The sequence below is a fragment of the Streptomyces sp. NPDC004126 genome, from assembly GCF_050275515.1.
In the GTDB taxonomy this organism is placed as follows: Bacteria; Actinomycetota; Actinomycetes; order Streptomycetales; family Streptomycetaceae; genus Streptomyces.
Map to the genome: position 1 here is coordinate 48,199 of NZ_JBNNPF010000045.1, position 17,988 is coordinate 66,186.

Annotated in this window: 16 protein-coding genes; 2 read left to right on the top strand and 14 right to left on the bottom strand. The window is 73.0% G+C overall.

From position 1 onward, the window contains the following. Positions 1 to 109 precede the first annotated feature (109 nt). The 10 genes from gatB to ACQKM2_RS31695 form a co-directional block, all read right to left on the bottom strand. Positions 110 to 1,621, bottom strand: coding sequence for an Asp-tRNA(Asn)/Glu-tRNA(Gln) amidotransferase subunit GatB (gene gatB, locus ACQKM2_RS31650; RefSeq protein ID WP_427715811.1), 1,512 nt, complete (start codon positions 1,619 to 1,621; stop codon positions 110 to 112). 16 nt (positions 1,622 to 1,637) lie between these two features. Next, the gene (locus ACQKM2_RS31655; RefSeq protein ID WP_427715812.1) at positions 1,638 to 1,883 is read right to left on the bottom strand and encodes a hypothetical protein; all 246 of its coding nucleotides are present in this window, start codon (positions 1,881 to 1,883) and stop codon (positions 1,638 to 1,640) included. Further along, entirely contained in the window at positions 1,880 to 3,379 is a 1,500-nt protein-coding gene (gene gatA / locus ACQKM2_RS31660) for an Asp-tRNA(Asn)/Glu-tRNA(Gln) amidotransferase subunit GatA (RefSeq protein WP_427715814.1), read from the bottom strand. The genes ACQKM2_RS31655 and gatA overlap by 4 nt, the downstream gene beginning before the upstream one ends. Positions 3,380 to 3,384: 5 nt before the next feature. Then, complete coding sequence (gene gatC / locus ACQKM2_RS31665; RefSeq protein ID WP_007266718.1) at positions 3,385 to 3,681, bottom strand: Asp-tRNA(Asn)/Glu-tRNA(Gln) amidotransferase subunit GatC; 297 nt, start codon at positions 3,679 to 3,681, stop codon at positions 3,385 to 3,387. A gap of 310 nt (positions 3,682 to 3,991) precedes the next feature. Continuing rightward, complete coding sequence (locus tag ACQKM2_RS31670) at positions 3,992 to 6,187, bottom strand: putative bifunctional diguanylate cyclase/phosphodiesterase (RefSeq protein WP_427715819.1); 2,196 nt, start codon at positions 6,185 to 6,187, stop codon at positions 3,992 to 3,994. Positions 6,188 to 6,570: 383 nt separating this feature from the next. Next, complete coding sequence (ligA, locus tag ACQKM2_RS31675; protein ID WP_427715822.1) at positions 6,571 to 8,778, bottom strand: NAD-dependent DNA ligase LigA; 2,208 nt, start codon at positions 8,776 to 8,778, stop codon at positions 6,571 to 6,573. A 31-nt stretch (positions 8,779 to 8,809) separates the two neighbouring features. Then, positions 8,810 to 9,793, bottom strand: a complete 984-nt coding sequence (locus ACQKM2_RS31680; protein WP_427715825.1) for a methionine synthase — start codon at positions 9,791 to 9,793, stop codon at positions 8,810 to 8,812. Further along, positions 9,790 to 10,479 (bottom strand): SDR family oxidoreductase, encoded by a 690-nt coding sequence (locus ACQKM2_RS31685; RefSeq protein WP_427715827.1) that lies wholly within the window; start codon positions 10,477 to 10,479, stop codon positions 9,790 to 9,792. Before ACQKM2_RS31685 ends, ACQKM2_RS31680 begins: the two co-directional genes overlap by 4 nt. A 63-nt stretch (positions 10,480 to 10,542) precedes the next feature. After that, complete coding sequence (locus ACQKM2_RS31690; RefSeq protein WP_427715830.1) at positions 10,543 to 10,887, bottom strand: DUF1330 domain-containing protein; 345 nt, start codon at positions 10,885 to 10,887, stop codon at positions 10,543 to 10,545. 88 nt (positions 10,888 to 10,975) lie between these two features. Beyond that, a complete protein-coding gene (locus ACQKM2_RS31695) occupies positions 10,976 to 11,980 on the bottom strand; it encodes a GlxA family transcriptional regulator (protein WP_427715833.1) in 1,005 nt (334 codons plus the stop codon). A 125-nt stretch (positions 11,981 to 12,105) separates the two neighbouring features. Here ACQKM2_RS31695 and ACQKM2_RS31700 point away from each other — a divergent pair, with 125 nt between their 5' ends. Beyond that, complete coding sequence (locus ACQKM2_RS31700; protein WP_427715835.1) at positions 12,106 to 13,029, top strand: NADP-dependent oxidoreductase; 924 nt, start codon at positions 12,106 to 12,108, stop codon at positions 13,027 to 13,029. Here the strand turns inward: ACQKM2_RS31700 and mnmA are convergent. After that, entirely contained in the window at positions 13,026 to 14,165 is a 1,140-nt protein-coding gene (gene mnmA, locus ACQKM2_RS31705; RefSeq protein WP_427715837.1) for a tRNA 2-thiouridine(34) synthase MnmA, read from the bottom strand. The two genes, ACQKM2_RS31700 and mnmA, sit on opposite strands and share 4 nt — an antisense overlap. A gap of 68 nt (positions 14,166 to 14,233) precedes the next feature. Here mnmA and ACQKM2_RS31710 point away from each other — a divergent pair, with 68 nt between their 5' ends. Beyond that, complete coding sequence (locus tag ACQKM2_RS31710; protein ID WP_427715839.1) at positions 14,234 to 14,908, top strand: N-acetylmuramoyl-L-alanine amidase; 675 nt, start codon at positions 14,234 to 14,236, stop codon at positions 14,906 to 14,908. Here ACQKM2_RS31710 and ACQKM2_RS31715 read toward each other — a convergent pair. The 3 genes from ACQKM2_RS31715 to ACQKM2_RS31725 form a co-directional block, all read right to left on the bottom strand. Next, positions 14,901 to 16,064: a cysteine desulfurase family protein gene (locus ACQKM2_RS31715; protein ID WP_427715841.1), complete on the bottom strand. Its 1,164-nt coding sequence runs from the start codon at positions 16,062 to 16,064 to the stop codon at positions 14,901 to 14,903. The two genes, ACQKM2_RS31710 and ACQKM2_RS31715, sit on opposite strands and share 8 nt — an antisense overlap. 108 nt (positions 16,065 to 16,172) lie before the next feature. Next, on the bottom strand, positions 16,173 to 17,024 hold the full coding sequence (locus ACQKM2_RS31720) for a thioesterase family protein (RefSeq protein ID WP_427715843.1): 852 nt from the start codon (positions 17,022 to 17,024) through the stop codon (positions 16,173 to 16,175). A 59-nt stretch (positions 17,025 to 17,083) separates the two neighbouring features. Then, on the bottom strand, positions 17,084 to 17,740 hold the full coding sequence (locus tag ACQKM2_RS31725) for a trimeric intracellular cation channel family protein (RefSeq protein WP_427715845.1): 657 nt from the start codon (positions 17,738 to 17,740) through the stop codon (positions 17,084 to 17,086). Positions 17,741 to 17,988: the final 248 nt, after the last annotated feature.

The following is a 17,988-nucleotide window of genomic DNA, read 5'->3' on the forward strand; positions in this document are numbered from 1 at the left end:
TGACGATTCCCCGTCACATCCGGACACGGCGCCGGCGGCCGCGCCCGGACACGGCGAAGGCCCCGCACCGGCATCCGGTGCGGGGCCTTCGTCAGCGACTGGCCGGGGGTCAGCCCTCGACGCCGAGGCGCTCCAGGATGAGCTCCTTGACGCGGGCCGCGTCGGCCTGGCCGCGGGTGGTCTTCATGACCGCGCCGACCAGGGCGCCGACGGCGGCGACCTTGCCGCCGCGGATCTTGTCGGCGATGGCCGCGTTGCCCGCGATGGCCTCGTCCACGGCCGCGCCCAGCGCGCCCTCGTCCGAGACGACCTTCAGGCCGCGCTTGTCGACGACCTCGTCCGGGGTGCCCTCGCCGCCGAGGACGCCCTCGATGACCTGGCGCGCCAGCTTGTCGTTCAGGTCGCCGGCCGCGACCAGGGCCGCGATCCGGGCCACCTGGGCCGGGGTGATCGGCAGTTCGTCGACCGAGACGCCCTGCTCGTTGGCGTTGCGGGCCAGCTCGCCCATCCACCACTTGCGGGCGGCGGTGGAGTCGGCGCCCTCCTCGATGGTGGCGACGATGGAGTCCACCGCACCGGCGTTGAGGATCGACTGCATGTCGTGCTCGCTGACGCCCCACTCCTCGCGGAGGCGGTTGCGGCGCACGCGCGGCATCTCCGGCAGCCCGGCGCGCAGCTCCTCGACCCAGGCACGGGCCGGGGCGACGGGGACCAGGTCCGGCTCGGGGAAGTAGCGGTAGTCCTCGGCGTTGTCCTTGATGCGGCCGGCCGTGGTGGAGCCGTCCTCCTCGTGGAAGTGCCGGGTCTCCTGCACGATCGAGCCGCCCGACGAGAGCACCGCCGCGTGGCGCTGGATCTCGAAGCGGGCCGCGCGCTCGACGGAGCGCAGCGAGTTGACGTTCTTCGTCTCCGAGCGGGTGCCGAATTCCTTCGTCCCGTTCGGGCGCAGCGACAGGTTCACGTCGCAGCGCATCTGGCCCTTGTCCATACGGGCCTCGGAGACGTCGAGCGCCTTGATGACCTCGCGCAGCTCGGCCACGTACGCCTTGGCGACCTCGGGGGCCCGCTCGCCCGCGCCCTCGATGGGCTTGGTGACGATCTCGATGAGCGGGATGCCTGCGCGGTTGTAGTCCAGCAGGGAGTGGGACGCGCCGTGGATACGGCCGGTGGCGCCGCCGACGTGCAGCGACTTGCCGGTGTCCTCCTCCATGTGGGCGCGCTCGATCTCCACGCGGAAGATCTCGCCGTCCTCCAGCTGGACGTCCAGGTAGCCGTTGAAGGCGATGGGCTCGTCGTACTGGGAGGTCTGGAAGTTCTTCGGCATGTCCGGATAGAAGTAGTTCTTCCGGGCGAAGCGGCACCACTCGGCGATCTCGCAGTTCAGCGCGAGGCCGATCTTGATGGCGGACTCGACGCCGATCGCGTTGACGACCGGGAGCGAGCCGGGCAGACCGAGGCAGGTCGGGCAGGTCTGCGAGTTGGGCTCGGCGCCCAGCTCGGTGGAACAGCCGCAGAACATCTTGGTCTTGGTGCCGAGCTCGACATGGACCTCAAGGCCCATGACGGGGTCGTACGACGCGAGGGCGTCCTCGTACGACAGCAGTTCGGTGAAGGTGGTCACGGTGAAACTTTCCCTCTCAGCCCAGCAGGACGTCGTCGTCGCCGAGGCGCTTCAGCTCGCGGTACAGGATCGCGAGGCCGGTGACGATGGCGGCGGCGGACACAACGGCGTCGACGAGCTTCAGCGTGTCGTGCTCGGTGCGGGCCTTGCGGGCCTGCTTGATCACGCTGACGGCACCGAAAGCGGTGGTGCCGATCGACAGGTAGGTGCCGGACTTGGACTTCTTGAAGCCCTTGGCCTTGGACAGTGCACTGGAACTCACAGGGACGGAGCCTCCTCAAGCAGCGGGTGGCCCCAGCGCTCGACGAAGGCTGCCTCGACGGCGGCACCGACCTTGTACAGGCGGTCGTCCTTCATCGCCGGGGCGATGATCTGCAGCCCGACCGGGAGACCGTCCTCCGGTGCCAGGCCGCAGGGCAGCGACATGGCGGAGTTGCCGGCCAGGTTGGTCGGGATGGTGCACAGGTCCGCGAGGTACATCGCGAGCGGGTCGTCGGTGCGCTCACCGATCGCGAAGGCGGTGGTCGGGGTCGTCGGGGAGACGATCACGTCGACCTGCTCGAAGGACTTCTCGAAGTCCTTGGTGATGAGCGTGCGGACCTTCTGGGCGGAGCCGTAGTACGCGTCGTAGTAGCCGGAGCTGAGCGCGTACGTGCCGAGGATGATGCGGCGCTTGACCTCGTCGCCGAAGCCGGCCTCACGGGTCAGGGCGGTGACGTCCTCGGCGGACTTGGTGCCGTCGTCGCCGACGCGCAGGCCGTAGCGCATGGCGTCGAAGCGGGCCAGGTTGGAGGAGGCCTCGGACGGCGCGATCAGGTAGTACGCGGCCATGGCGAGGTCGAAGGACGGGCAGTCCAGCTCGACGATCTCGGCGCCGAGCTCCTTGAGGAGCTCCACCGACTCGTTGAACCGCTGGACGACGCCGGCCTGGTAGCCCTCGCCGGCGAACTGCTTGACCACACCGACGCGCATGCCGGCGACGGAGCCGTTGCGGGCCGCCTCGACGACCGGCGGGACCGGGGCGTCGATGGAGGTGGAGTCGAGCGGGTCGTGGCCGGCGATGACCTCGTGCAGGAGCGCCGCGTCCAGGACCGTACGGGCGCAGGGGCCGCCCTGGTCGAGGGAGGAGGAGAAGGCCACCATGCCGTAGCGGGAGACGCCGCCGTAGGTGGGCTTCACGCCGACGGTGCCGGTGACGGCGGCGGGCTGGCGGATGGAGCCGCCGGTGTCCGTGCCGATGGCGAGCGGGGCCTGGAAGGCGGCGAGCGCGGCCGCGGAACCGCCGCCGGAGCCGCCGGGGATCCGGGTGAGGTCCCAGGGGTTGCCGGTGGGGCCGTAGGCGCTGTTCTCGGTGGAGGACCCCATGGCGAACTCGTCCATGTTGGTCTTGCCGAGGATGACCACGCCGGCTTCCTTCAGCTTGCGCGTCAGGGTGGCGTCGTACGGCGGGATCCAGCCTTCGAGGATCTTCGAACCGACGGTGGTCGGGACCCCGACGGTCGTGAAGATGTCCTTGAGGGCGAGCGGGACGCCGGCCAGCGGGCCGAGCTCCTCGCCGGCCGCGCGCTTGGCGTCGACGGCCGCCGCCTGGGCGAGCGCGCCCTCGCGGTCGACGTGCAGGAAGGCGTTGACCTTCTCGTCCGTCGCCTCGATGCGGGCGAGGTGGGCCTCGGTGACCTCGACGGCCGTGAGTTCGCCGGAGGCGATCTTCTCGGCAGTCTGGGCGGCCGTGAGCTTGATGATGTTGGTGTCAGCCATGGTGATTAGTCCTCCCCCAGGATCTGCGGCACCTTGAAACGCTGCTGCTCCTGGGCGGGAGCGCCGGAAAGCGCCTGCTCGGGGGTGAGCGAGGGACGGACCTCGTCCGCGCGCATGACGTTCGTCAGCGGCAGCGGGTGGGAGGTCGGCGGGACGTCTTGGTCGGCGACCTCGGAAACGCGGGCGACCGCGCCGATGATGTCGTCGAGCTGTCCGGCGAAGTGGTCGAGCTCTTCGCTCTTCAGTTCCAGACGTGCCAGCCGAGCGAGGTGGGCGACCTCCTCGCGCGTGATGCCAGGCATGCAGCGATCCTCTGGGGGTGAGTGTGTAGGTTTCGGCCCCAATCCTATGGGGCCTGGCCCCGGACCCGGTAAACGGTTTGCCCGGGGCCTGCGGCACGGTGCGGGGGCGGCCGCTGCGCGGGGCCGTTCCCTGGGGGCTCCGCCCCCAGACCCCCGCGCCTCAAACGCCGGCGGGGCTGGATTTCGCGCAGCGAAATTCCAGCCCGCGCGGCGATTGAGCGCAACGGGGTCAGGGGCGGAGCCCCTGGGAACGGGCGAAGGGCGGGTAGGGGACTCCGCCCGCGCAGCGGCAGCCGCCCGGGCACCCGCGTCAGGGACCGGCCGGGGTTTCGGCGGCGGCGGCCAGCTCGGCCGTGATGTCGGCCGGGCGGCGCCAGCCGCGCTCGCCGCGGGCCAGCAGCCAGGCGGTGGCCTCCTGCGGCGGCATGGCGGCGGCGACCAGCCACCCCTGCACGGCGTCGCAGCCCAGGTCCCGCAGCCGCTCCCAGGTCTCGTCGTCCTCGACGCCCTCGGCGACCACGAGCAGGCCCAGCGAGTGGGCCAGGTCGACCGTGCAGCGGACGATCTCCGCGTCCTGGGCGTCCACCGCGAGGCGTGCGACGAACGACCGGTCGATCTTCAGCTCGCTCACCGGCAGCCGCCGCAGGTGCACCAGCGAGGAGTAGCCGGTGCCGAAGTCGTCCAAGGACATCTTCACCCCGTGGCCCGTGAGGCCCGCCATGGTGTCGGCGGCCCGCTGGGGGTCCTCCAGCAGGACGTGTTCCGTTATCTCCAGCTGGAGGCCGCTGGCCGGGACCCCGTGCCGGGCCAGCCGGGCGGCGACGGCTCCCGCGAAGCCGGGGGTGTGGACGTCGCGCGGCGAGACGTTGACGGCGACGGGGACCTTCAGGCCCTGGGCCCGCCAGCGGGCGACCTGGGCGAGGGCCGTCTCCAGGACGTACTCCGTCAGGTGCGGCATCAGCCCGGAGGTCTCGGCGATCGCGATGAACTCGTCCGGCGGGACCCGCCCGCGCTCGGGGTGCACCCAGCGGACCAGCGCTTCCAGGCCGGCCACCTGCCCGTCGAAGCGGACCTTCGGCTGGTAGTGGAGTTCCACCTCGCCGGCGTCGAGGGCGCGGCGCAGGTCGCCGAGGAGGCCGAGCCGGTCGGGAGTGTTGCTGTCGCGCTTGGACTCGTAGACCTCGACGCCGGTGCGGTCCCGCTTGGCCTGGTACATGGCCACGTCCGCGCGGCGCAGCAGGCCCTCCGCGTCCAGCGCGTGGTCGGGGAAGACGGCGAGGCCGGCGCTGGCCTCCAGGACGAGGGTGAGGCCGTCGAGGTCGAGCGGGGAGCTGAGCTCGGCGACCAGGTTGCGGGCGACGCGCTGGGCGCTGGTGGTGGAGTCGGTGGTGGGCAGGAGGACGGCGAACTCGTCGCCGCCGAGCCGGGCGGCCTCGGCGTCGGCCGGCAGCGCCTGGCGCAGCCGCTCGGCGATCTGGAGCAGCAGCCGGTCGCCCGCGAGGTGGCCGAGGGTGTCGTTGACGGCGCGGAAGCGGTCCAGGTCGATCAGTACGAGGGCCGACCGGGTGCCCTGGCGTTCGGCGTCGTCCAGGGCGGACCAGGCACGCTCCAGCAGCCACTGCCGGTTCGGCAGCCCGGTCAGCGGGTCGCGCAGCTGTTCCTCGGCGCGGGCCCGGGCGATCCACAGGGTGGAGTCGAGGGCGATGAGCGGTACGGCGAACAGCGGCAGCAGGACCGGCTGGGTGCTGGCGACCACGCAGATCAGCGGGGCGATGCCGAGCAGGGCCGCGGCGACCAGGGCCTGGCGCAGGATGGTCGCGCGGGCCACGGTGGGCAGCCCGCCGCCGCGCGGGGTGAGCGCGAACCACAGCAGGATCCGGGTGACGAGCAGGTAGGCGAGGGCGACGAGGACCACCTCGGGGGCGGCCGCGAGGTCCCAGTCCATGGGCAGCCACGGGCTCTCGACGCTCGGCGCGTCGCCGAAGGCCGCCAGTACGAGGGCCCCCGCGCCGATGCCGAGGATGTCGACGGAGCCGTGCAGCAGGCCCTGGCGCCAGCGCTGCCGGCGCGCGGCCCCGACGAGGGAGACCACCGCCAGGGAGACGAGTCCGGCGGGGATCCAGCCGTAGAGGATCAGGACGCCGAGGGTGAGCGCCGCGCCGGATCCGGTGCCGCCCCACCAGCGGTCGCGGCCCAGGGCCACGAGGTGGCCGACGATGATGCCGGTGAGCAGGGCGAGCCCCCATCCCACGGAGCCGCCGGGGAACAGCGCCTGACGGTTGGTCAGTGCGAAGGCGATGCCGGCGGCGAGCACCACGGCGGCGAGGCCGACGAGGGCGAGGGGCAGCACGGTGCGCCGCCGCTCGTGTCCCGGTGCACCCGCTCCGGTGTCGAGGGCGCGGGTCTCCGGTGTCCTGGCACCCAGGACACCGAGCCGGCCCGCCCGCACGGGCGGGATCTCCCCGCCGAATTCAGGTGACGGGTCGGCGCTTTCGGTGGGTTTCATGCCCGTCCCTCTCACAGCCGGCGATGCCGATGCCACGCGATGGCCCCGATGTCATGCCATCACGGCTGAAAGCGCATCAGGCAGCCGCGCACGACAGGCGCACCCCACAACAGTAGGCCGCGAGAGGCTCCCAGGGGCAGCGGTCGGCGGTGGTTGCCCGAATGCGGCCCAGCCATCCTCATCAGTACGGTATCCGCCGAACGGGTGAGTTTGGACCAGGACCCCCTTGTCACCCGTCCGATGATCCGACAGCTCATGGCCCTTCGACCAGCCGTCCACCGGCCGTTTACCACCGGGAACCGCGCCGGGCGTGCGCCCGCCCGTACGGCCGGGCGCCATGCATCCGTTCGCCTCCGCCGCCCCCTGGACGGCTCCCGTGCGGGTTACTCCCCGCCCTCGGCTCCGGCGCCGTCCAGCGGGAGCGCGGCCTCGCGCGCGGCGTCGGGCCCCTGTTCGAGGAGCACCTCGAAGCCCGCGTCGTCGAGGATCGCGAGCTTCAGCTGGACGGCCTTGTCGTACTTCGAGCCGGGGTTGTCGCCGACGACGACGAAGGAGGTCTTCTTCGACACGGAGCCGGTGACCTTGGCCCCGCGGCTCTGCAGCGCTTCCTTGGCCCCGTCGCGGGTGTGGTTCTGGAGGGTGCCGGTGACGACGACGGTCAGGCCCTCCAGCGGGCGCGGCCCCTCCTCCTCGGCGGAACCTTCCTCCTCCATCCGCACACCGGCCGCCCGCCACTTGCGCAGGATCTCCTGGTGCCAGTCGACGGCGAACCACTCCTTGAGGGAGGCGGCGATGATCGCCCCGACGCCCTCGGTGGCCGTCAGCTCCTCCTCGGTGGCCTGCTCGATGCGCTCGATCGAGCGGAACTCGCGGGCGAGCGCCTCGGCGGCGACCGGGCCGACGTGCCGGATGGACAGGCCGTTGATGATCCGGGCCAGCGGGCGCTGCTTGGCGGCCGCGATGTTCTCCAGCATGGCCAGGGCGTTCTTCTTCGGCTCGCCCTTCTGGTTGGCGAAGACCGTGACGATCTTCTCCTCGCCGGTCTTCGGGTCCCGCTTGGGCAGGCCGCTGTCGGGGTCCCGGACGTACGCCTTGATGGGGAGGATGTCCTCGATGGTGAGGTCGAAGAGGTCGCCCTCGTCCAGCAGCGGCGGCTGCGCCGGCTCCAGCGGTCCGGTCAGGGCGGCGGCCGCGACGATGCCGAAGTTCTCGATGTCCAGGCTCTGCCGGCCGACCAGGTAGTAGACCCGCTCCCGCAGCTGCGCGGGGCAGGTCTGCCCGTTGGGGCACCGGACGTCGATGTCGCCCTCCTTCATCGGGCGCAGCTCCGTCCCGCACTCGGGGCACAGGGCCGGCATGACGAACTCGCGCTCGCTGCCATCCCGCAGGTCCACGACCGGGCCGAGGATCTCGGGAATGACGTCGCCGGCCTTGCGCAGGACGACGGTGTCCCCGATGAGGACGCCCTTGGCCTTGACGACCTCCTGGTTGTGCAGGGTCGCGAACTCGACTTCGGAGCCGGCCACCGTCACCGGCTCCACCTGGGCGTAGGGGGTGACGCGCCCGGTGCGCCCGACGCCGACCTTGATGTCGACGAGCTTGGTGTTGACCTCTTCGGGGGCGTACTTCCAGGCGATGGCCCAGCGGGGGGCGCGGGCGGTGGAGCCGAGGCGGCCCTGGAGGGCGATCTCGTCGAGCTTGACGACGACGCCGTCGATCTCGTGCTCCACCGAGTGCCGGTTCTCGCCGAAGCGGGCGATGAACCCGCGGACCTCGGCGAGGGAGGAGACGACCTCGTTGTGCCGGGCGGTGGGCAGGCCCCATTCGCGCAGCAGCTCGTACGCCTGCGACTGGCGCTCGATCTCGAAGCCCTCGCGGGCGCCGATGCCGTGCACCACCATGTGCAGCGGGCGGCTCGCGGTGACCTTGGGGTCCTTCTGGCGCAGCGAACCGGCCGCCGCGTTGCGCGGGTTGGCGAAGGGCTTGCCCTGGGCCTCGACGAGCCGCGCGTTGAGCTCCTCGAACTTCTCCATCGGGAAGTACACCTCGCCGCGGATCTCGACGAGGGCCGGGACCCGGTCCCCCTTGAGGCGGTCCGGGATCTCGGCGATGGTGCGGACGTTGGGCGTGATGTCCTCGCCGGTGCGGCCGTCGCCGCGGGTGGCGGCCCGGGTGAGGCGGCCGTTCTCGTAGGTGAGGTTGACGGCGAGGCCGTCCACCTTGAGCTCGCACAGGTAGTGGTAGTCCGGGGTGTTCACGTCCCGGGCCACCCGGTCGGCCCAGGCGGACAGTTCCTCGTCGTCGAAGGCGTTGTCGAGGGAGAGCATCCGCTCGCGGTGCTCCACGGAGGCGAAGTCCGTCTCGTACGCCCCGGCCACCTTCTGGGTGGGCGAGTCGGGCGTGCGCAGCTCGGGGTACTGCTCCTCCAGGGCCTCCAGGGAACGCAGCAGCTGGTCGAACTCGGCGTCGCTGACGACCGGCTGGTCGTTCACGTAGTACCGGAAGCGGTGCTCCTCGACCTGCTCGGCGAGCAGTTGGTGCTGCTCGCGCGCCGCCGTCGGTACTGCCGTGTCCTGCTGTTCGGCTGCCATGCCGTGTCCTCCCGTGGCCCGTCCTCGACCGTCACTCAGGGTTGTCGGCGAGCGACCTCGCCGCTCTGACGCAATGGGCCTGCGCCGCGCGGGCGTACGCGGGCGAGGCGCCCGCCAGACCGCACGACGGGGTGACCACGACGGACTCGGCGAGAGTCCCCGGGGCCAGTCCCAGCCTGCGCCAGAGCTTCCTGACACCCATGACGCTACCGCCCGGGTCTGACAACGGGGCATCGGTTCCCGGCACCACTCCGGTGAAGAGTTTCAGCCCGCCTTCGACGGCCTCGCCGATGGCGTCGTCCTCGCGCTCGGTGAGCAGTGAGAAATCGAACGAGACGCCCGTGGCGCCGGCCCGGTGCAGCAGCGCGAAGGGGACCTCGGGCGCGCAGGAGTGCACGACGACCTCCCCGTCGTGGACGGCGAAGAGGTCGCGCAGGGTGCTCTCGACCACCTGGCGGTCGACGGCCCGGTAGGTGCGGTAGCCGCTGGCGGAGCGCACCCGGCCGCGCAGGACGGCGGTGAGCGACGGCTCGTCGTACTGGAGCACGATCTCGGCGCCGGGGACGCGCTTGCGTACGTCGGCGAGGTGGTCGCGCAGGCCCTCGGCGAGGGATCCGGCCAGGTCGCGGCAGGCTCCGGCGTCCTGGAGGACGGCCTCGCCGCCGTGCAGTTCGAGGGCGGTGGCCAGGGTCCACGGGCCGACGGCCTGCACCTTGAGCTTGCCGGTGTGGCCCTGGGTGAACTCCTCCAGGGCGTCGAGGTCCTCGCCCAGCCAGGAGCGGGCGCGGCGGGTGTCGCGGCCGGGGCGGTCGCTGACCCGCCAGCCGCTGGGCTCGACGTGCGCGTACATGTCGACGAGCAGCCCCAGGGAGCGGCCGATCATGTCCGCGCCGGGTCCGCGGGCGGGCAGCTCGGGCAGGTACGGGAACTCCTCGAAGGAGCCCGTCGCGGTCTTGGCGGCCTCGCGGGCGTCGCCGCCGGGCAGGGAGCCGACGCCGGTGGCGCTGGCGGTCATCGGCCGGGCCTGACGGACAGGTCGTTGACCTCGGCGTCGCGCGGCAGGTCGACGGCCATGACGATGGTCGTCGCCACGGACTCGGGGTCGATCCAGCGCTCGGGGTCGTACTCCTTGCCCTCCTGCGAGTGCACCTTGGCCTGCATGGGGCTGGCGGTGCGGCCGGGGTAGACGGAGGTGACGCGGATGCCGTTGGCCTTCTCCTCGGCGCGCAGGGAGTCGGCGAGGGCCTTGAGGCCGTGCTTGGAGGCGGCGTACGCGCTCCAGTCGGCGTGGGCGGTGAGGCCGGCGCCGGAGTTCACGAAGACGACGGTGGCCTTGGAGGTGCGCAGGGTGGGCAGCAGCAGCCGGGTGACCTCGGCGGGGGCGATCAGGTTGACGTTGAGCTGCTGGTGCCAGGTCTTGGGGCGGAGCTCCCCGACCGGTCCGAGGTCGACGATCCCGGCGATGTGCAGGAGGGAGTCGATGCGCTCGGGGATCTGCTGCTTGGAGAAGGCCCAGGAGAGCCGGTCGGGGTCGGACAGGTCGCCCACGAGGACCCGGGCGCCGGCGTAGCGCTCCGTGAGCTGCCGGGCGCGGGCGGCGTCGCGGGCGAGCAGGACGAGGTCGTCGCCGCGGGCGTGCAGGCGGGCGGCTACGGCGGCGCCGATGCCGGAACCGGCACCGGTGATCAGGTGAGTAGGCATACCGCCATGCTCGCATCCGCCCGGGCCCCGCCGCCGCCTCGGTCCGCGGCCCGGCGCCGGGGGTCAGAGTCCGGCGGCCTCGCGGAGGGCGCCGGCCCGCCCGGTGGCGTCGTAGTCGGCGGGGACGCCCTCGACCAGGAAGGCGGTGCCGGGGATGTGGCCGGTGCGCAGCGGGAGGATGGCCTGGTAGGCGTCGGAGGCGTACCAGGCGCGGGCCCGCTCGATGTCGGGGAAGCCGATGACGACGACGGTGCCGGGGAAGGGGCCTTCGAGGACCTCGACCTCCTTGCCGTGGACGAGGAAGCGGCCGCCGAAGGGGTCCATGGTCGCCTGGATCTCCTCGATGTAGCGCAGGACGTCCTCGTTGATCGTCGGCTGGTGCAGGTGGGCGATGGCGTACGCGGTCATGTGGGCCTCCCCTGTCGGTGCGCCGGGCGGTCCCGGCCGTTGCTCCGATGCTGTCAGCGGGGGGCGGCGGTGGCGATTACCCCGGAGGTCATGCCCGGGCGGCGGGCTGGAAGGTGCGGCGGTAGGCGATCGGGGAGACGCCGATGGACGCACGCATGTGCTGGCGCAGGGAGTTGGCGGTGCCGAAGCCGGAGCGGTGCGCGACCAGGTCGACGGGGAGGTCGCTGGACTCCAGCAGGTGGCGGGCGATCTCCAGGCGCTGGGCGGTGAGCCACTGGACGGGGGTCATGCCGACCTCGTCGCGGAACCGCCGGGTGAAGGTGCGCAGGCTCATCCGGGCGTGCTCGGCGAGTTCGGCGAGGGAGATCGGCTCGCCGAGGCGCTCCAGGGCCCAGGCGCGGGTGGCGGTGGTGGTGGCGACGGTGGGCTCGGGCACCGGCCGGTCGATGAACTGTGCCTGGCCGCCGTCGCGCCAGGGCGGGACGACGCACATGCGGGCGGCCCGGTTGGTGACGGCGGCGCCGTGGTCGCGGCGGATCAGGTGGAGGCAGAGGTCGACGCCGGCGGAGACCCCGGCGGAGGTCAGGACGTCGCCGTCGTCGACGAACAGGACCTCCTCGTCGACCCGGACCCGGGGGTAGGCCCGGCGGAACTCGGGGGCGAGGTTCCAGTGGGTGGTGGCGGGCCGGCCGTCGAGGAGTCCGGCGGCGGCGAGCACGTACGAGCCGGAGCAGATGGAGACCAGGCGGGTGCCGGGCCGGATGCCGGCGATGGCGGCGGCCACCGCGGGCGGCAGCGGGCCGCCGAGGGCCAGCTCGGGCATGGCGTGGGTGGGCGGGACGATCACCGTGTCGGCGGCGGCGAGGGCCTCGGGGCCGGCGGCGGGCTGGAGGCCGAAGCCGGAGTCGCTGGGGACGGGCCCGCCGTCGGCGGTGCAGACGACGACCTCGTAGAGGGGTTCGCCGGCCTCGTCCACGGCCTGGCCGAAGACGCGCGAGGGGATGCCCAGCTCGAAGGGCGGGAAGCCGGGCAGGGCGAGCACCGCGATCAGGTGCCTGCCGTGGGGGCCGCTTCCGTCGGGGTACGTGCTCATGGCCAGATCCTGTCACATGGTGACCGGACGGCCAATACCACGGTGGTGTGCGATGCCCGAATCTGAGTGATGTCGCCGGGCAAGGCCCGGAAAAGTACGGAATCAGTCGGAAAGAGGCAGAAGAGATGCGTGCGATCGTCGTGAACGAGTGGGGCGGCCCCGAGACCCTGGTCGAGCGGGAGATCGAGCGGCCCGAGCCGGGCCTGGGCGAGGTCCTCGTCCGCGTCCACGCGGCCGGCGTCAACCCGGTCGACTGGAAGACCCGGGCCAGCGGGGCCCTGATCGCCTGGGGCGAGACCCCGATCGTGGGCTGGGACGTCTCCGGCACCGTCGAGGCCGTCGGCCCCGGCACGACCGTCTTCCGGCCGGGTGACGAGGTGTACGGCATGCCGCTCTTCCCGCGGCAGGCCGGCGGCTACGCGGAGTACGTGGTCGCCCCGGCCCGGCAGCTGGCGGCCAAGCCCGCCTCGCTGAGCCACGTGGAGGCCGCCGCCCTGCCGCTGGCCGCGCTGACGGCCTGGCAGGCGCTGGTGGACACCGCGGACGTGCGTCCCGGCGAGCGGGTCCTCGTGCACGCCGCCGCCGGCGGGGTCGGCCACCTGGCGGTGCAGATCGCCAAGGCGCGCGGGGCCTACGTGATCGGCACGGCCAGCGCGGGCAAGCACGAGCTGCTGCGCGCGCTGGGCGCGGACGAGGTCGTCGACTACCGCTCCGTGGCGTTCGAGGACGTCGTCTCGGACGTGGACGTGGTCCTGGACGGCCTCGGCGGCGAGATCGCCGAACGGTCCCTGTCGGTGCTCCGCGAGGGCGGCCGGCTGGTCACCCTGCCGGGCCCGGACGACGTCCCGGCCGACACCCGCGGCTTCCGTGCCGACTGGGTGCTGGTCGAGCCGGACCGTCAGGGACTGCGCGAGATCGCCGCGCTGGCCGACGGCGGCGCGCTGAAGCCGCTGGTGGAGACGGTCCTGCCGCTCGCGGAGGCCGCGAAGGCGCACGAGATCGGCGAGCTCGGCCGCACCACCGGCAAGATCGTCCTGACGGTCGTCTAGGCGGTGGCGGCGGCCGCCGTGCGGGTGGTCGTCGCGATGGTGGCGGAGCCGACCACGCGGGTGTCGTCGTAGAGGACGATCGCCTGGCCGGGGGCCACGCCGCGGACCGGTTCGGTGAAGGTGACGCGCAGCTCGCCGTCCACGACCTCGGCGAAGACCTCGGTCTCGCCGCCGTGGGCGCGCAGCTGCGCGGTGTAGGTGCCCGGGGCGGCGGGGGTGGAGCCGCACCAGCGGGGGCGGATCGCGGTGAGGGCGGTGACGTCGAGGGCCTCGACGGGGCCGACGGTGACGGTGTTGTTCACCGGGGAGATGTCTAGGACGTAGCGGGGCTTGCCGTCGGGGGCCGGGTGGCCGATGCGCAGGCCCTTGCGCTGGCCGATGGTGAAGCCGTAGGCGCCGTCGTGGGTGCCGACCTTCTCACCGGTGGCGCCGTCGACGATGTCGCCCTCGGCCTTGCCGAGGCGCTTGGCGAGGAAGCCCTGGGTGTCTCCGTCGGCGATGAAGCAGATGTCGTGGCTGTCGGGCTTCTTCGCGACGGCCAGGCCCCGGCGCTCGGCCTCGGCGCGGATCTCGTCCTTGGTGGTGATCGTGTCGCCGAGCGGGAAGAGGGCGTGGGCCAGCTGCTTCTCGTCGAGGACGCCGAGGACGTAGGACTGGTCCTTGGCCATGTCGGAGGCGCGGTGCAGCTCGCGGGAGCCGTCGGCGTTCTCGACGATGGTGGCGTAGTGGCCGGTGCAGACGGCGTCGAAGCCGAGGGCGAGGGCCTTGTCGAGCAGTGCCGCGAACTTGATCTTCTCGTTGCAGCGCAGGCAGGGGTTCGGGGTGCGCCCGGCCTCGTACTCGGCGACGAAGTCCTCGACGACGTCCTCGCGGAAGCGCTCGGCGAGGTCCCAGCAGTAGAAGGGGATGCCGATGACGTCGGCCGCGCGGCGGGCGTCGCGGGAGTCCTCGATGGTGCAGCAGCCGCGGGCGCCGGTCCGGAAGGACTGGGGGTTCGCGGAGAGCGCCAGGTGGACACCGGTGACGTCGTGCCCGGCTTCGACGGCGCGGGCGGCGGCGACGGCGGAGTCCACGCCGCCGGACATGGCGGCCAGGACGCGGAGGGGGCGGGCGGTGCGCGGCAGGTTCTCAGTCATAGCACCGTCCAGGGTACGGGGAACCGGGCGGGGTCACAGCGCGTTATCGGCTGTGGGGGGTGGATCACATGACCGAACAGGTGGAGAAGGGGCCGAAGGGGCCGCCGCGCCGGACCCGGCGGGCGGTGCTGCTGGGCGGGCTGGGGGTCCTCGCGGCGGCGGGGTTCGCGGCCCGGGACGAGATCGGCCGGGCCTGGTGGCTGCTGCCGGGGGTGTCCAAGCCGCGCAAGGAGGGCGAGCTCGACTACGCGGCCGCGAGCTGGACGGCGGCCTCGCCGGCGAACTGGCGGCTCGCGGACCGGCCCGACGACTACCGGGTGGACCGGATCGTCGTCCATGTCACACAGGGCGGCTTCGAGTCCTCGGTCGACGCCTTCAAGAACCCTTTCCACAAGGCGTCGGCGCACTACATAGTGCGCCAGGACGGCCATGTGGAGCAGATGGTGCGCGAGCTGGACGTGGCCTTCCACGCGGCGAACCGGGACATGAACGAGCGCAGCATCGGCATCGAGCACGTGGGCTTCGTCGACCGCCCCCGGGACTTCACCGACGCCATGTACGCGGCCTCGGCGAAGCTGGCCGCCGACGTCTGCCGGAGGTACGGCATACCGGCGGACCGGAGGCACATCCTGGGCCACGACGAGGTGCCGGGCGCCGACCACACGGACCCCGGCCCGCACTGGGACTGGGACCGCTACCTCCGCATGGTCCGGCAGGAGCTCGGGACGGCGGCCGCTAACTGAGACCGGCGCTGCGGGCTCGCTCCACGGCGGGGCCGATCGCGGCGGCGACGGCGGCGACGTCCTCCTTGGTGGAGGTGTGCCCCAGGGAGAACCGCAGGGTGCCGCGGGCCAGCCGCGGGTCCGTACCGGCCGCGAGCAGGACGTGGCTGGGCTGGGCGACCCCCGCCGTGCAGGCGGAGCCGGTGGAGCACTCGATGCCCTGGGCGTCCAGCAGCAGCAGGAGCGAGTCGCCCTCGCAGCCGGGGAAGCTGAAGTGGGCGTTGGCCGGGAGCCGGTCCACCGGGTCGCCGCCGAGGACGGCGTCGGGGACGGCGGCCAGCACGGCCGCGATCAGTTCGTCGCGCAGGGCGCCCACCTCGGCGGCGAACCGCTCGCGCCGCTCGGCGGCGAGTACGGCCGCCACCGCGAAGGCGGCGATGGCGGGCACGTCGAGGGTGCCGGAGCGGACGTGCCGCTCCTGGCCGCCGCCGTGCAGGACCGGGACGGGGCTCTGGTCGCGGCCGAGCAGCAGCGCGCCGATGCCGTAGGGGCCGCCGACCTTGTGGCCGCTGACGGTCATGGCGGCGAGGCCGCTGTCGCCGAAGCGGACGTCGAGCTGGCCGAAGGCCTGGACGGCGTCGGAGTGCAGGGGGACGGCGAACTCCCGCGCGACGGCGGCCAGTTCATGGACCGGCATGACGGTGCCGATCTCGTTGTTGGCCCACATCACGGTGGCGAGGGCGACGTCGTCCGGGTTGCGCTCCAGGGCCGCCCGGAAGTCCTCGGGGTGCACCCGGCCGTAGCGGTCGACGGGGAGGTACTCGACCTCGGCCCCTTCGTGCTCGGCGAGCCAGTGCACGGCGTCGAGGACGGCGTGGTGCTCGACGGGACTGGCGAGGACCCGCCTGCGGGCCGGGTCTGCGTCGCGGCGGGCCCAGTAGAGGCCCTTGACGGCGAGGTTGTCGGCCTCGGTGCCGCCGGCGGTGAAGACCACCTCGCTCGGGCGCGCGCCGAGCGACTCGGCGAGGGACTCGCGGGCCTCCTCGACGGTGCGGCGGGCCCGGCGGCCGGCGGCGTGCAGGGAGGACGCGTTACCGGTGGCGGCGAACTGCGCGGTCATCGCCGCAGCGGCTTCCGGGAGCATCGGTGTGGTCGCGGCGTGGTCGAGGTAGGCCATGATTTTGTGATTCTACGAGTCCCCCGACCCGCCGGGTCCCGTCCGGGTGGGGTTGGTCCGACCACCGGGCCGCCCCCTCCGCGGCCCGGTGCGACCCCTCCCGCTCCCCTAGCGCGGGGCGCGGGCCAGCTGGCGGGACTGGGCGACCAGGCGGTCGGCGGAGTCCCAGACCTCGGCGTCCTCCTCCAGGAAGCCCCCGGCGAGGTTGCGCGTGACGATGCCCACCCGCAGCGGGCCCGGGGCCGGGCGGCAGCGGATGTGGGTGGTGAGTTCGACGGTCGGGGCCCAGCCCAGCAGGCCGAGGTCGAAGGCGGTCGGCGGCAGCGCGTCCACCGCGAGCAGCAGCGACAGCGGATCGGCGTCGCGGCCGTCGGCCAGCTCGAACCAGGCCCGCATCTCGCCCTTGCCGGAGGGGGCGCCGACCGCCCAGCCCGCGGTCGCCGGGTCCAGCCGGAGCCGGAGCCGGTCGACGATCGCGTTGCTGCCGGGAATCGGGGCCGGGCCGGCCTCGGAGCCGAGGCAGTCCTCGTACGCCGGGATGGCCGGCGGGCGGGCGACCGTGTGCACGGCGTCCGGGAGCGCGGTGAGGTCCCCGTACGAGGCGAGGACGCGGATGCGCTCGACCTCGGCGCCGTTCTCGTCGTACTGGAACAGCGAGGCCTGGCCCGTGGAGAGGGTGCGGCCCACGCGGACCACCTCGGTGCGGATCACGGCGGGGCCGGGCACGGAGGAGGTCAGGTAGTGGGCGGACACGGTGAAGGGGTCCGGGTGCGGCAGGGCCGATGCGAGGGCCCTGCCGACCAGGGCCAGCAGGTAGCCGCCGTTGACGGCGGTGATGATCGTCCAGCCTGCGGACAGCTCCGCGTCGTACACCCCGGGCTCGCCCGCGCGGGCGGTGACGGTGGTGTCGCGGTCGAATTCGCTGTCGCCGATGGAGGCCTGGGCCGCTGCGTAAGACATGCCGACGACGGTACACCGGCAAGCTACTAAGCGGTAGCTTTTCCTTGTGCGCCGTGCACCTACATCTCTTCGGCCACCGAGGAACGGCGGTTCCAGGCCAGCGGGGCCCGCCAGTGGTAGCGCATCGCGAGCAGGCGCAGCACGAAGGTGGTGACGATGGCGATGCCGGTGGTCACCGGGTTGAGCATCTCGAAGCCGATGAACACGGCCACCATCGCGGCGCCGACGACGGCCGGTACGGCGTACATCTCGCGGTCGCGCAGCAGCGAGGGCACCTCGTTGGCCAGGACGTCGCGCAGCACGCCGCCGCCGACGGCCGTGGCCAGGCCCAGCGCGGCGGAGGCGGTCAGGCCGAGGCCGTACTCGTAGGCCTTGGTGGTGCCGGTGACGCAGAACAGGCCGAGGCCGGCGGCGTCGAAGACGTTGATGGCGCGGTTGATGCGCTGGACCTCGGGGTGGAGGAAGAAGACGAACGCGGCGGCGATCAGGGGGGTGACGAAGAAGCTGAGTTCGCTGAAGGCCGCGGGCGGGACGGCACCGATGCAGAGGTCCCGCAGGAGGCCTCCGCCGAGGGCGGTGACGAGGGCGAGGACGCAGATGCCGAAGACGTCGAAGTTCTTGCGGACCGCGAGGAGGGCGCCGGCGGTGGCGAAGACGAAGATGCCCGCGAGGTCCAGGGCGTGCTGGATGCCGGGCGGGAAGAGATCGTGGAGCACCTGGTCATTGTCGCCTGACGGCGGGGTGGGGTGTCCCGCGGCGTCCCGCCGGCGGCGGTGCGGGCTCGCGCTGCCGGGGCTGCGGGTGCCGCTGCGCGGGGCGAGGGTCCCCTACCCGCCCTTCGCCCGTTCCCCGGGCTGCGCCCGGACCCCTCCTGGGGGCTCCGCCCCCAGACCCCCGCGCCTCAAACGCCGGCGCGGCGAGTACAAGGCCCCCCGGGGGGTGTGGCGGAGGGGGGGCGGCGGCC